We start from the raw sequence: 14,514 nt of genomic DNA on the forward strand, positions 1-14,514 counted from the left end.
AAATACCTGTGATAACAAGAGGTAAGAGAAACCATTCCTTCTTCTCAACCAGCATCATCTTGCAAAAAAAGGCGTCCCAAAATGGGACGCCTTCTATCCGTATTCAGATTCGATTTAAGCTTGCTGATCATCCGCTTGCTCATCTTCTGCTTGTTCTGCTTCTGCAATCAATCCTGCGAACAAGGCATGGACGAACTGCTCGGAATCGAATTCCTGCAAATCCCCCATCTTCTCGCCGAGTCCGACCAGCTTCACAGGCAAGTTCAATTCTTGACGGATTGCTATGACGATACCGCCCTTCGCTGTACCGTCAAGCTTCGTGAGCACCAAACCGGTAACCCCACTCTTCTCGCCGAACAGCTTCGCTTGATTGAGAGCATTCTGCCCTGTGGTTGCATCAAGCACCATCAACACCTCATGTGGAGCGTCAGGTACTTCACGCTGAATGACACGGAAGATCTTGTTCAGCTCTTCCATCAGGTTCGACTTGTTCTGCAACCGGCCCGCCGTATCGCAGAGCAGCACATCAACATTGCGCTGCTTCGCAGCCTGCACCGCATCGAACATCACCGCAGCAGGATCAGAGCCTGCCTGTTGCTTAATGACATCGACTCCTGCACGCTGGCCCCATACTTCCAATTGCTCAATTGCCCCGGCACGGAATGTGTCTCCGGCAGCGAGAAGGACAGATTTACCTTCCTGCTTGAACCGATGTGCCAATTTTCCGATCGTAGTCGTCTTGCCGACACCGTTGACACCAACGAACAAAATAACCGTCATGCCATTCGGATTCATATTCAGCTTGCTTGTATCATCGCCGCGCAGAAGCCCGACAAGCTTCTCGGACAATACCGGCTGCAGCTCAGCTGCTTCCTCGATTTTACGCTTCTTCACCTCATCGCGAAGTTCGTCAATCAAGTTCATAACCGTTGTCACGCCAACATCGGCACCGATTAAGATTTCTTCAAGTTCTTCATAGAAAGCTTCATCAATCTTTTTGCGCCGCGTAATAAGCTCTGTTACTTTCTCCACGAGCCCTTTGCGAGTTTTCTCCAAGCCTTCCTTGAAAATATTCGTTACGGACTCGGTCTTTGCCGCGATGCTTTCCTTCAGCTTCTTAAAAAAACTCATGTCCTTCCCCGCCCCTTATGCAATGATTGCTTCGTCATCTTCCAACTTCACGGATACGAGCTTCGATACGCCGCCCTCTTCCATCGTGACACCGTACAGTACATCAGCTTCTTCCATCGTCCCTTTGCGATGCGTGACGACGATAAACTGAGTCTGCTCGGAGAATTCACGCAAATATTGGGCGAAGCGTGTAACGTTCGCTTCATCGAGTGCCGCTTCAACCTCATCAAGCACGCAGAACGGCACTGGCTTCACGTGCAAAATAGCAAATAGCAGCGCCATTGCTGTCAAGGCACGCTCACCGCCGGACAACAGCTGTAAATTTTGCAGCTTCTTGCCTGGTGGCTGCGCCACAATGTCAATCCCCGTTTCCAGTATATGTTCCGGATCAATCAGAACGAGATCAGCCCGTCCACCGCCGAACAGCTTGGAGAACACGACTACGAACTGTTTGCGGATCGCATCGAATGTTGCTTTGAACCGCTTCGACATCTCGTCATCCATCTCGCGGATAACTTGATAGAGCGTCGTCTTCGCTTCAATCAGATCATTTTTCTGTTCACTGAGGAACTGATAGCGCTCATTCACACGTTCAAACTCATCGATCGCACCAAGGTTTACTTCGCCAAGTGCTGCAATCTGTTTCTTCAGATCGCGCACTTCCAGCTTCGCTTCCTCAATGTTCTCAGGTACTACGTATCGATGCTTCGCCAGTTCAAAGCTAATCTCGTACTCTTCACTGAGCTTGCGCAGCAAGTTATCCAGTTCAACGTCAAGGCGATTCGCTTGAATCTCCGTCTGACGCATCGACTCCTCCACTTGCTTCAGCTCCGTACGCTGCTCCTTCGTATCGCTTTCTGCAAGCTCCAGTCTTGCCACACATTGCGCACGATCCGCACGTTTGAACTCAATCTGCTTGCCCGTTTCTTGTTTCTTCACATGGAAATGGTTCAAGTCTTCAGTCTGCTTCATCGTCTCACGCTCAGCGGTCTCCAGATCAATCTGTACCTGAATCAACCCTTGCGTCAACTGCGTATACTCATGTTCGTACGCCTTGGCTTCCTGCTCAGAGCGTGTCAACTGCTCCTGCAGCGAGAAAGATTCCTGATCGAGCTTCCCTTGACGAACCTTCAAGTCCGTAAGCTGCGATTGCAGCACTTCCTTCTCTGACTCGTTCGCCTTGCGTGCAGATTCAGCAGTCTCTATCGAGACATGCAGACGATCCTCATCAATCTTCAGCTCGTCAAGCCGAGCCTCCGCGGTACGACGCCCAGCGTCCAGCGTGGACATCTCCTCCGCAGCGTGTGTAAGCTCCTGCTGCTCCACCTCGAGCGCTTCTGCCAACTGGCGTTCTTCCTTCTCCAGCTGCGCAATCTCGCTCGTCAGCTGCTGTTCATTGATGCGCTTCGTTTCGCCTTGCTCGCGAAGGTCATCGAGCCGCTTCAGTCCTGTCGTTGTGCGCTGCTTCAGCTCCGTATACGTCTCCGTGAGCTTGGCAAGCTGCTTATCAGCTTCCTTAATATCTGCTTCCAGCTGTTCCAATTGACGCTGGCGTCCGAGCAGGTTCGCGCTCTTCTTATTCAAGCTTCCGCCTGTCATTGAGCCGCCGGCATTGACAACATCGCCTTCAAGCGTCACGACACGATAACGGTACTGCAGCTTCGCCGCAATTCGGTTCGCATCTTCCAGCGATTTCGCAATGACCACATTGCCGAGCAAGCTGCCGACAATACTTGCATACATGTCGTCCGACTTTACCAAATCCGCCGCTACACCTACAAAGCCTTCCGTACCATTCACAATACGACGATCTGTCTCATGTAAGGAGCGTGGTCGAATAACATCCAGCGGCAAGAATGTCGCACGTCCTAATTGACGCTGCTTCAGGAACATGATGGCATTCCGCGATACCGACTCATTCTCCATAACGATATGCTGTAAGGCTGCGCCAAGTGCAGTCTCAATCGCCGTCTCCAATTGCTCTGGCACACGGATCAATTCCGCAACCGCACCATGTACGCCCTGCAATCCATTCGGTCGACGTGCAGCCTTAAGCACTTCCCGTACGCCGAGCATGAAGCCGTCAAAGTCATTTTGCAGCTCCTGCATCGTATCACGACGAGACACCATTGCATCGGCTTTTTGCTGCCATTTGCGCACAGCCTGCTCCGTCTCGGAGAGAAGCGACTCATCCTGCTTCAACTGCTCACTCTCTGTAAGATAACGATTACGAATGTACGCCAAATCTCCTGTTAGCGTTTCACTGCGGCGCTTGGCATCTTCGACCTTCTTCTGAAGATCCTTCTGCTCCTGCTCGCGCTTGTTGCGTGCTGTATTCATTTTATCAAGACGCTTTTGCAGGGATTCCTTCTGCTGGTCATAGTAGCGAATATCATTGCGCTGCTGCGCCATTTGATTCATTACTTCGAGCAGCTGACCCTTCAAGCTCTCTTCCGCGTCTGAGCTTGTCCCGCCAGCTACGCCAGCAAGCCGTGTCTCTTCGGCAACAATAAGTCCGCGAATTTCAGCCAGTTCAGTCTGCAAGGCCAACAGCTTCTCGCGAACAGATTGCACTTCCAACTGCTTCGCACGCATTCGTTCCGAAGTCGTCGTCAGCGTTGTCTTCATCTGCTGCTCATTGGACGTCAGATTCCGCTTGCGCTCCCTCAGAACCTCGCCTTGTCCTTCGCACTTCTCATACTCCTCACTGTAATGAAGAAGCGTTGCCTGGAGCTTCTCGAGCTCCTCTTCCAGCTTGCGAAGCTCAATGCGGTGCACTTCCAACTTGGCATCATGCTCGCTTACTACCGTTGACAAGGACAATTCACGTTCCTTCAACTGTCCTAGCTTCTCGTTCGCCTGTTGCCAAGTGATGTGAAGCTCCTCTATTTGATGAACGTAAACTGCAATTTCTTTGTTCTTCAACCATTCACGAAGCTGCTTATAGTGTCTAGCCTTCTCAGACTGCTCCTTAAGCGGCCCGATCTGATCCTCTAATTCCACCACAAGATCGTGAATGCGGAGCAAGTTCTGCTCGGTCTCATCCAGCTTCTTCTTCGCGTCTCGCTTCCGAGACTTGTATTTCACAATCCCAGACGCCTCTTCGAATATCCCACGACGATCTTCTGAACGAGTACTGAGGATTTCTTCAATTCGGCCTTGTCCGATAATGGAATATGCTTCTTTCCCGATTCCTGTGTCCATGAACAGTTCGGTGATATCCTTCAATCGACAAGCTTGCTTATTAATAAAATATTCACTGTCGCCGCTTCGATGCACACGACGTGTCACCGTCACTTCATTGAAATCAAGCGGAAGTGTCTCATCGCTGTTATCGAGCGTTAAGGACACTTCTCCATAGTTCACTGCTTTGCGCGCATCACTGCCTGCAAAGATAATGTCTTCCATCTTGCCGCCGCGAAGTGACTTGGCGCTCTGTTCCCCGAGCACCCAACGGATTGCGTCAGAGATATTACTCTTTCCGCTGCCGTTTGGGCCGACAACGCCGGTGATTCCCTGGACGAACTCTAATTCCGTCCGATCCGCGAACGATTTAAAGCCCGCCAGTTCTAACCTTTTTAAGAACATCGTTCTACGATCACCTCAACGATTATTGTACCATATCGCGAATCCGAATCGTCGCATGGACATGCTGTCAAATTTCCGCGCGGTAACGTAGCTTCGGACAAAGAAAGAGCAAAAACCAGCCTGTAAGCAGCTCCAATTCCGCTCGCTTCGCGCGCTGTTCTTTGCTCTTTCTGCGAAACTGGCCGACGCACGCGCCGGCCTTACAGTACGTTATGATTTCGGAATGACTAATTGCTCGAGCGCCTGTGCCGCGGCTTGTTGTTCCGCTTCTTTCTTCGAGCGGCCAACTCCGCGACCTAAACATTCGTCACCCATACATACTTCAGATACGAATTCACGTTCATGTGCTGGGCCGCGCTCTTCGATAATTCGATATTCGAGCGAACCCAAATTGTGATGCTGCGTCAATTCCTGCAGCTGTGTCTTGTAATCATTCGTCTGCAGCTTGCCGTCAAGCGTGATTTGCGGGAAGATATGCTCACGCAGAAAATCCCGCACCACCTCTAAGCCTTGATCCAAATAGAGCGCGCCGATGAACGATTCAAAAACATCCGCCAACAATGCGGGACGCGTACGTCCTCCCGTCAGCTCCTCTCCCTTGCCTAACAGAACATACTTGCCGAAACCAAGCTGGTTAGCAAATTTGACAAGAGATGGCTCACAGACGATGGAAGCACGCATCTTGGTCAACTCCCCTTCGGGCCGTGTCGGACATCGGTGATACAAAAATTCTGACACCGTCAGCTCCAACACAGCATCGCCCAAAAATTCAAGGCGTTCGTTGTCTTGGTGCTGGCCGAAGCGGTGTTCGTTCACATAGGAAGCATGGGTGAACGCTTGTTTCAACAGCTGTCTGTTCCGAAAATGAATGTTCAGTTTCTGTTGTAACTGCTTCAATTCTACACTCAACTGTCTGACTCCTTATGCTTCGTATTTCTTCAAGACAATTGTAGCGTTATGTCCGCCGAAGCCAAATGAGTTGGACATCGCTACTTGTACATCAGCTTTACGAGCTACGTTCGGAACGTAATCGAGGTCACATTCCGGATCCTGATTTTCCAGGTTGATCGTCGGTGGAATCATGCCATGCTGCAGTACCAAGCTGCAAATGACTGCCTCTACGCCGCCTGCTGCACCGAGAAGATGCCCTGTCATGGATTTCGTTGAACTCACTGCTGTCTTATAAGCATGGTCGCCTAGCGCTGACTTAATCGCTTTCGTCTCCGAACGATCTCCTACTGGAGTTGAGGTACCATGTGCGTTGATGTAATCAATCTGCTCTGGTGCCAATTCGCCATCCGCCAGCGCACGAGTCATGCACAATGCTGCTCCTGTCGGGTCAGGCTCTGTCATATGGTGAGCGTCACCGCTCATCCCATAGCCAGCCACTTCCCCATAGATACGAGCGCCGCGTGCTAGAGCATGCTCCAGCGACTCCAGAACAAGTACGCCTGCTCCTTCGCCCATAACGAAACCGTCACGGTCTACATCGAATGGGCGGCTAGCGCGCTCTGGCTCATCGTTGCGAGTCGACATCGCACGCATCGCGCAGAAGCCTGCCATACCGATCGGACGGATCGTCGCTTCTGCTCCGCCACAGATCATTACATCCGCGTCGCCGCGCTGAATAATCTTGTATGCGTCGCCAATGGAATGCGTCCCCGTCGCACATGCGGATACAGCTGCTGTATTCGGTCCGCGAGCTCCAACAGTGATGGAGACTTGGCCAGATGCCATGTTCGCAATCATCATCGGAATGAAGAATGGACTAACGCGCTTAACGCCTTTCTCCATCAATATCGTATGCTGATCTTCCCATGTGCCAAGACCACCAATACCGGATCCGACGATAACGCCAACACGATCTGGATTCGTCTGTTCTCTTACGTCCAGCTTCGCGTCTTCCAAGGCGTTCTTACTTGCAGCTACTGCGAATTGAACAAATCGATCCATACGCCTTGTTTCTTTTTTATCCATGAAATCTTCTGGATTGAAATCCTTCACGGAAGCGGCAATTTGCGTCGGATAATCGGTAACATCAAATGCTTCTATGTGAGATACTCCAGACTTCCCTTCCAACAGGTTATTCCAGAATGTCTCAATATCCGAGCCGAGAGCGGTCACGACACCCATGCCGGTCACTACAACCCTGTGCTTCAATCAGAATCACCTCTACTTCTGCAGTTCAAGCTTCTATATGATGGAGAATGCGGCATACCGCCGCATTCAGATATTGCAATAATGAGGAGAAGTCCCGTTAACGAAGAACGGGACTCAGTAACTTAGGTATGAGATTGTATGTAATTCACTACTTCTCCAACCGAAGTAATTTTCTCCGCGTCTTCATCAGAGATTTCCATATCAAACTCATCTTCCAATTCCATCACCAATTCCACAACATCGAGGGAATCAGCGCCAAGATCCTCCTTGAAAGATGCTTCAAGCGTTACTTCTGCCTCATCAACGCCAAGGCGTTCAACGATGATGCGCTTTACACGCTCCAACACTTCTGCTGACATCCGGTTCACCTCCTCTTTGGTATTATACGAAAAAACATTGTAAATTGCCATATCAAAACGGCTTGCTGGTAGAAACGACCTGATCTCTCACAGTCGTTTCCACTTATTAGGTAAAAGATGCATTATTGCTGATCGCTCAACACTTATGCACACCCACCCATTATATCGCTTAACGTTCATGCTGCCATGAACGGAGAAGCCTCCTACATGTACATGCCGCCATCCACATGGATCGTCTGGCCTGTCATATATTCCGCATCATCAGATGCCAAGAAGCGAACTGCCTTCGCAATATGCTCTGGCTGACCTAGACGATTAAGCGGGATCTGACTAAGCAGCTGCCCCTTCATCTCTTCAGACAGTGCATCTGTCATATCTGTCTCAATAAAGCCTGGCGCCACACAGTTGACGGTAATGCCACGGGATGCAAGCTCGCGCGCAGACGCCTTAGTAAGGCCGATTACACCAGCCTTAGCTGCTACATAGTTGGCTTGACCCGGATTGCCAATTACACCTACGACGGACGAGATATTAATAATGCGGCCAGAGCGCTGTTTCATCATCGGGCGAGTCACTGCCTTTACGCAATTGAATACACCCTTCAAATTCGTCTCAATGACTTGATCAAACTCTTCTTCCTTCATCCGCATAATTAAATTATCTCTTGTAATTCCGGCATTATTCACCAATATGTCAATACGGCCAAATTGATCCAACGCTGACTTTACAAGAAGATCCGCCTCTTCTGTCTTGCCCACATTTGCTTGAACGGTGATGGCTCTGCGTCCCATTGCCTCGATCGCAGCTGCAGTATCCTTAGCTGCCGCTTCGCTGCCTGCATAGTTCACAACAACATCTGCACCAGCCTCAGCCAGACTTAGCGCAATTGCTCGTCCTATGCCGCGAGAAGCGCCTGTGACAACCGCCACTTTGCCTTCTAAGCTCGACATGGTCATGTTCCTCCCTTATACTTGCCCGGGCGTATACCGCAGCGGGTTACGCCCAGCATCACTAGAATGATAATTGCAGACATAAGATAGATATAGAATATCGATTGTATGAATAACTGCTAACTATTGCTATTATTCTGCAAGATACGCTTCTATGGCTGCTAGGCTATTGATCGATACAATCTTCACCGAACGGTCTATCTTCTTAATCAGTCCAGCAAGAACGGAGCCTGAACCCAGCTCAATGAATGTATCAACGCCCTGCTCGATCATATAGCGCACACTGTCTTCCCACAATACTGGCGAGAACACTTGCTCTACGAGCAGCTCACGAAGTAGCTCGCCCGCTTCCTCTGGACGTGCAGATACATTGGCCACAACCGGTACAGATGCATCTTGGAAGGTAACGGTCTTCAAGACTTCGCCCAGTCGTTCTGCTGCTGGCTTCATTAACAGTGAATGGAATGGCCCGCTAACCTCCAGTTGTTTTACACGTTTAGCGCCAGCCTCTTTCCCACGTTCGGCAACCGCCGCTACACCCTCCGCTGTACCTGATACAACGATTTGGCCAGGACAGTTTACGTTCGCCATCTCTACTGAACCTGTTGTTCGGCTAATATCATCACACAGCGCTCCCAACTGCTCGCGCTCTGCACCTAATACAGCCGCCATGGCACCTTGTCCATGCGGAACAGCCTGCTCCATGAATTGTCCGCGCTGCCGCACAATTGCGACTGCATCCTCGAAGGATAGAACCCCCGCTACAACAAGCGCACTATATTCACCCAAGCTGTGTCCTGCGACGAAGTCTGGACGAACACCAGACGCTTCAAACGCGCGATACAGTGCATAGCTCGTAACAAGAAGCGCTGGCTGCGTGTTTGCTGTCTGCTTCAAGTCTTCCTCTGGCCCATTGAATACGAGCTCCTTCAGAGGGAATCCAAGTACCTGCTCTGCTGTATCGAAAGCCTCCTGTGCAGCAGGAACGGCCTCATAGACGTCCTTGCCCATACCAACCGCTTGAGCACCTTGTCCAGGAAAAACGAATGCAATTTTACCCAAGATTGTCCACTCCTTAATTTATCCATGAATGAGTATAAATCAGAACTGTGCTTTCCTTAATCACGGAGAAGGACATCCCTCTACCAAACGATAACCGAAGCTCCCCATGTCAAGCCGCCGCCGAAGCCAACGAGCAGGATCGTGTCTCCCTCTTGAATGCGGCCTTGCTCTGCAGCCTCTGCAAGTGCAAGCGGGATGGAAGCTGCCGACGTATTCGCATAGTAAGGCAAATTAATAACGCATTTGTCCTCCGACAGGTTCAGCCGCTCCAGAGCTGCATGGATAATCCGCGTATTCGCCTGGTGTGGAACCATCAAGCTAACATCTTCCTTTTTCTTCCCTGCCTTCTCAAGCGCTTCTTCTGCCGCATTTCCCATAATGCGAACAGCGAACTTGAATACTTCGCGACCGTTCATATAAAGATAATGGCGCTTGTTTTCAACCGTCTCCGCCGACGCAGGCATACGCGAACCACCGGCTTCAATTTTCAGAAGTTCACCGCCATTGCCGTCTGCGCCAAGCACGAAGGATTGGAATCCTCGGCCTTCCGGTACTGGACCAAGCACCGCTGCACCCGCACCATCTCCGAACAGGATGCAAGTATTGCGATCCGTGTAATCCGTAATGCGCGACAAGCATTCTGCACCGATTACAAGTGCGTACTTGTATGTGCCCATTGCAATAAAGTTGCTTGCATTAGCAAGTCCATATACAAATCCAGAGCATGCTGCTGACAAATCGAATGCTGCCGCTTTCGTCGCCCCAAGCCGCTTCTGAACAAGACAAGCGGTGGACGGGAATGACATATCTGGTGTAACAGTAGCTACGACAATCAAGTCCAATTCTTCTGCTGAGATGCCCGCCGCTTCCAGTGCCTTCTCCGCTGCATAAAAAGCCAAGTCAGAGGTTGCCTCATGCTCTGCCGCGATCCGGCGCTCCTTAATTCCCGTTCGTGATACAATCCACTCATCGTTTGTATCGACCATTTTCTCCATGTCCGCATTTGTCAACACACGTTCGGGTACGTACTTACCTGTCCCAATAATTCCTACTGACCGTAAGCTCATCACGCATCACTCACTTCCCACTGTTAGTTCCGCCGACTCCCATAGAAATCGTCTCAATCAAATCATTTTGCAGCGCTAAACGTGCTTGCCGAACTGCATTATGAACGGCTCGCGCATCTGAAGAGCCGTGCGCCTTAATTACAAGTCCGTTCAAGCCTAACAGCGGAGCTCCGCCATGTTCCTTGTAATCCATCGTCTTGCGCAAGCCCTTAAGTGCTGGCATCAACATCGCTGCCGCAAGCTTCGTATACCATGTACGCGTGAACTCCCGCTTCAACACGCCAAATAATGAGCTTGCCGTTCCTTCCAGCGACTTCAACATGACATTGCCAGCAAATCCATCGCACACGAGTACGTCACAAGTACTCTCCAATACGTCTCTGGCTTCGACATTGCCTACGAATTGAATCGGCAGCTCCGCGAGCAGCGGATAGACCTGCTTCGTCAATTCATTGCCCTTCATCGCCTCTGTACCTACGTTCAGCAGTCCGACGCGCGGCTTCGCCATGCCATGTACCTTCTCGCGATAAATACTGCCCATCAAGGAATACTGCGCAAGATGCTCAGGCTTGGCATCCATGTTCGCACCCAAGTCCAGCGCTAGCACGCCTCTGCCATCCATCGTCGGGATCATTGGAGCCAGTGCAGGCCGCTCCACACCATTCATACGGCCTACAATGAGAAGGCCTGTCGTCATCAACGCTCCCGTATTGCCTGCCGATATCATGCAATCCGCTTCACCTTCACGAACCATACGTCCCGCAACAACCATCGAGGCTTCCTTCTTGCGACGAACTGCCTTAACCGGTTCGTCATCCGCTTCAATTGTATCTGGCGCATGAATGATGCGCACATTCGATGGGGAAGTGGTCATATACGGAGTGAGCTTTGCTTCGTCTCCCACAAGCAGCAGTTCAACATCCGACCATTCCTTGGCTGCCGCCAATGCACCTTCTACATTGCTCTTCGGCGCATGATCTCCACCCATCGCATCAATGGCGATTCTCATGCAGTTCTCCTCCTTCGCTGCTAATCACCGTTCCTGCCGAACGATAAATGACAAAGTTCCCTTGGAACACCATTTCTTCTCCCACATAACTAAACACTTCCACCTTCGCCTTGCTTCGTTCGCCTGAAATTGAGCGTACATACGCTTTCGCGATACACTTCTCTCCCAGCTTCACGGAACGAAGAAAGCGAATATCCGCTGATGACGTTAATGCAATCTCGTCATTAATGACCGCAACCGCAAGCGAGTTCGCTTGCGCGAACAGATGATGACCGCGTGCGATATGTGTTCTTGAGAAGACGTGTTCATCACGGATTTCAAATATCGATATCCCGCTGCGATCCAGCTGCAGGTCAACAATATCACCAATAACTTCATGTAGCGGCAAGGATCTTACTTGATCGTAGGATTGCTCTGCCATTAGCTTCAATCGTTCCCTTAATTCAGGAATCCCGAGCTCCATCCGGTCAAGCCGAATCGTCTGGATACTCACCTTCAACTTGCGGGTTAATTCCTGATCAGTCACGAATGGATTCTCTTCAATGATTGCGGCCAGCTGCTGCTGACGCTGTCTCTTAGGTAAACGCTCGATGTCCCGCACCACCTTTGCTCTTTGCCCAATATGCTAAAGGCTTGGCTTGCCGCATAAGCTGACTGTCCAACCCTTATGTATATCATAGATCATTTTCATCGATTTGAAAAAAGGTATTTAGAACCTGGTACTAAGAGTAGTATATATAAAAATGGGTCTAAAGGAAAGCACCAGTTTTTATACCCCCTCTTTCCCTCCTAATATTATCCAGGGTGAGAGAACAAAAAAAGTAGCACCCGTGAGATCACGAAGTACTACTTTTCCTGCATAGATATCCGATTATTGTTTGATAATCTCTCTAGCTTTGTATGTTCCGCACACTTTGCATACATGGTGCGCCAATTTCAACTCACCGCATTGTTCGCATTTTACCATGCCCGGCACGGACAATTTGAAGTGCGTACGGCGCTTGTCACGACGTGTTTTCGACGTTCTTCTTTGAGGTACTGCCATGTTTACACCTCCTTACCCAAGTTACGTGTTATTTCTACTGTCAGCTTTCTATTTCTTAAAGAAATCTTGTAACCCCGCCAGTCTCGGGTCGATTCGCTCAGTCGAGCATCCGCATGGATGTTCGTTGCGGTTCGTGCCGCAAGTCGGGCACAAACCCTTGCACGCCTCGTCGCATAGCGGCGCATACGGCAAGTTCATTAAGAGCGCCTCTTCCACGTAAGGCTTCAAGTCGACAAGGTCGTCCGCCACCGTAATGACGTCCTCCTCATCTCCTTCAGCGGGAAGATCAGTAGAGTCCTTCAGCTTGAACTGCTCATCAAACGGAATAACGTACGTCTCGGTAAACGATGTTAAACAACGCGAGCATTGCAGTTCCATCTTAGCAGTCAGCTTGCCATGAGCTCGAGCGAACCCATCACCTTCCGCCTTTACCGACAGTTCGACATGAACCGGTTCAGAAATGGCAACATCAGAGCGCTCACGCGCTACCTCATCGGCACGAAATGCCGTATCAATCTGCGTTTCCCCTCTACCAGCAACTATGTCTCGAAATCGAAATTCCATACTATCACTCCAAACAAACAAAATTAATTATAGTATAGCGATTAACGTCATGCTTTGTCAACCAAATTCGTTTGACAGTTTGCCAGAGCCGGAGCGCGATTCCCCTTCCTATGGAAAACCATTCAATCATGGTATGATTTGATTATCAATACCCGTGGATTGTCTGGGAAAGAGATCCGTCAATAAGCATTCAATGCATCTACTATAGATACTATTGAGATACCATATTACCGCATTCAGCGCCTGAAAGGAAGAGACGTGAATGAGAACGCTCGGAATCGTTGTTGAATACAATCCGATGCATAACGGTCATGTATATCATCTCCAGCAATCGAAAAAAGTTTCAAATTGCGACGCAGTGGTCGCTGTCATGAGCGGACATTTCCTACAGCGTGGCGAACCAGCCTTGACCGATAAATGGTCGCGAACGGATATGGCACTTGCAAATGGCGTCGACCTTGTCCTCGAATTGCCTGTGGCCTACGCTGTTCAGCCTGCGGAATGGTTCGCCTACGGCGCTGTTGCCACCCTGCAAGCGACAGGCGTAGTTGACGCTCTCTGCTTCGGCAGCGAGCTTGGTGATGTTGAACCGTTCTTACGTGCAGCAGATATCCTCGTTAACGAGCCTTCGGGCTTCACAGATCAGCTGCAGGAGCATCTGAAGGCAGGTTTAACCTACCCTGCTGCTTATGCCGCAGCAGCGGGACAAGCAATGACGGCAAGCCGCACCAGCCCTTCTTCATCCGAGGCTGCAGACTGGATGGCGCAGCCCAACAATTCCCTTGGCCTGCACTATGTAATGGCGCTCCGCCGATTGAATAGCGCAATCAAACCGCACACGATTGCTCGCACTCAGGCCGGCTACCATGATACGGAAGCACCAGAAGGCTCAATCGCGAGCGCAACCGCCATTAGACGATTATGGACGGAAGAAGGCACTCTCGAGACATGCGCACAATATTTGCCGTCAAGCACACTGCGTATTCTTGAGCAGGAGCATCGCTTCGGCAGAGCACCAATGTGCTGGGATTGTTATACGCGTGAGCTGATATATCGACTACATCAGTTGTCCCCTGAATCCATTGCGCGTCATCTAGAGGTTACGGAAGGGCTCGAGTATCGGGTGAAACAGGCACTCGGCCAAATGACAGCACAACGCGTGGAATCCCTGCTTGAGCAGCTCAAGACGAAGCGCTATACCCGAACGAAGCTGCAGCGGATGCTCGCGCATATTTTGCTTCACCATGACAAATTCCATTTTGGATCCGATGGCTTGAAGAAAGGGCCCTGGTACATTAGAGTTCTTGGGTTCACGGACACAGGACGCGCCCTGCTGAAGCGAATGAAGCAAAGCGCAGAACTGCCGATTGTGTTAAGCGTGAATCGCGATAACTTCAATCTCGGAGGTTATTGCGGTCTGGAAGCTGATATCCGAGCAACATCGCTGTATGCGAACGCCTTTGAGCGTTGGAATGCTCGTGATGCTTATCGGGACTATTACGAGTCACCTCGGCGACATCAATCAAACTGAGGGAAGAATAAGCACAAAAGATCGAGCATGGGAGCATTCGTCCCCCAC

The 14,514-nt window shown here is 50.4% G+C and carries 13 protein-coding genes; 1 reads left to right on the forward strand and 12 read right to left on the reverse strand.

Going from position 1 to position 14,514, the window contains the following annotated elements:
* Positions 1-114: 114 nt before the first annotated feature.
* The 12 genes from ftsY to BP95_RS0101060 all read right to left on the reverse strand — a co-directional run bounded on the left by ftsY (position 115) and on the right by BP95_RS0101060 (position 12,935).
* Complete coding sequence (gene ftsY, locus BP95_RS0101005) at positions 115-1,131, reverse strand: signal recognition particle-docking protein FtsY (RefSeq protein ID WP_028531216.1); 1,017 nt, start codon at positions 1,129-1,131, stop codon at positions 115-117.
* A gap of 15 nt (positions 1,132-1,146) precedes the next feature.
* Positions 1,147-4,719, reverse strand: a complete 3,573-nt coding sequence (gene smc, locus BP95_RS0101010; protein ID WP_021256595.1) for a chromosome segregation protein SMC — start codon at positions 4,717-4,719, stop codon at positions 1,147-1,149.
* A gap of 210 nt (positions 4,720-4,929) precedes the next feature.
* Entirely contained in the window at positions 4,930-5,628 is a 699-nt protein-coding gene (gene rnc, locus BP95_RS0101015; protein WP_021256596.1) for a ribonuclease III, read from the reverse strand.
* A gap of 12 nt (positions 5,629-5,640) precedes the next feature.
* A complete protein-coding gene (fabF, locus tag BP95_RS0101020; RefSeq protein ID WP_021256597.1) occupies positions 5,641-6,879 on the reverse strand; it encodes a beta-ketoacyl-ACP synthase II in 1,239 nt (412 codons plus the stop codon).
* A 122-nt stretch (positions 6,880-7,001) separates the two neighbouring features.
* Entirely contained in the window at positions 7,002-7,238 is a 237-nt protein-coding gene (gene acpP, locus BP95_RS0101025; RefSeq protein WP_005551886.1) for an acyl carrier protein, read from the reverse strand.
* A gap of 203 nt (positions 7,239-7,441) precedes the next feature.
* Entirely contained in the window at positions 7,442-8,188 is a 747-nt protein-coding gene (gene fabG, locus BP95_RS0101030) for a 3-oxoacyl-[acyl-carrier-protein] reductase (protein WP_021256598.1), read from the reverse strand.
* A 132-nt stretch (positions 8,189-8,320) separates the two neighbouring features.
* Positions 8,321-9,250, reverse strand: coding sequence for an ACP S-malonyltransferase (fabD, locus tag BP95_RS0101035; protein ID WP_021256599.1), 930 nt, complete (start codon positions 9,248-9,250; stop codon positions 8,321-8,323).
* A gap of 80 nt (positions 9,251-9,330) precedes the next feature.
* The gene (locus BP95_RS0101040; RefSeq protein WP_021256600.1) at positions 9,331-10,317 is read right to left on the reverse strand and encodes a beta-ketoacyl-ACP synthase III; all 987 of its coding nucleotides are present in this window, start codon (positions 10,315-10,317) and stop codon (positions 9,331-9,333) included.
* 10 nt (positions 10,318-10,327) lie between these two features.
* Entirely contained in the window at positions 10,328-11,326 is a 999-nt protein-coding gene (plsX, locus tag BP95_RS0101045) for a phosphate acyltransferase PlsX (RefSeq protein WP_021256601.1), read from the reverse strand.
* Positions 11,310-11,930 (reverse strand): transcription factor FapR, encoded by a 621-nt coding sequence (gene fapR / locus BP95_RS0101050; protein ID WP_028531217.1) that lies wholly within the window; start codon positions 11,928-11,930, stop codon positions 11,310-11,312. The genes plsX and fapR overlap by 17 nt, the downstream gene beginning before the upstream one ends.
* Positions 11,931-12,197: 267 nt before the next feature.
* Positions 12,198-12,371 (reverse strand): 50S ribosomal protein L32, encoded by a 174-nt coding sequence (gene rpmF, locus BP95_RS0101055; protein WP_019424932.1) that lies wholly within the window; start codon positions 12,369-12,371, stop codon positions 12,198-12,200.
* A gap of 48 nt (positions 12,372-12,419) precedes the next feature.
* Positions 12,420-12,935 (reverse strand): YceD family protein, encoded by a 516-nt coding sequence (locus BP95_RS0101060; RefSeq protein ID WP_021256603.1) that lies wholly within the window; start codon positions 12,933-12,935, stop codon positions 12,420-12,422.
* 262 nt (positions 12,936-13,197) lie between these two features.
* On the opposite strand from BP95_RS0101060, the gene BP95_RS0101065 reads away from it, so the two are divergent.
* Positions 13,198-14,466, forward strand: a complete 1,269-nt coding sequence (locus BP95_RS0101065) for a nucleotidyltransferase (protein ID WP_028531218.1) — start codon at positions 13,198-13,200, stop codon at positions 14,464-14,466.
* Positions 14,467-14,514: the final 48 nt, after the last annotated feature.

The sequence above is a fragment of the Paenibacillus sp. UNC217MF genome (assembly GCF_000686865.1).
Taxonomy (GTDB): Bacteria; Bacillota; Bacilli; order Paenibacillales; family Paenibacillaceae; genus Paenibacillus_B; species Paenibacillus_B suaedae.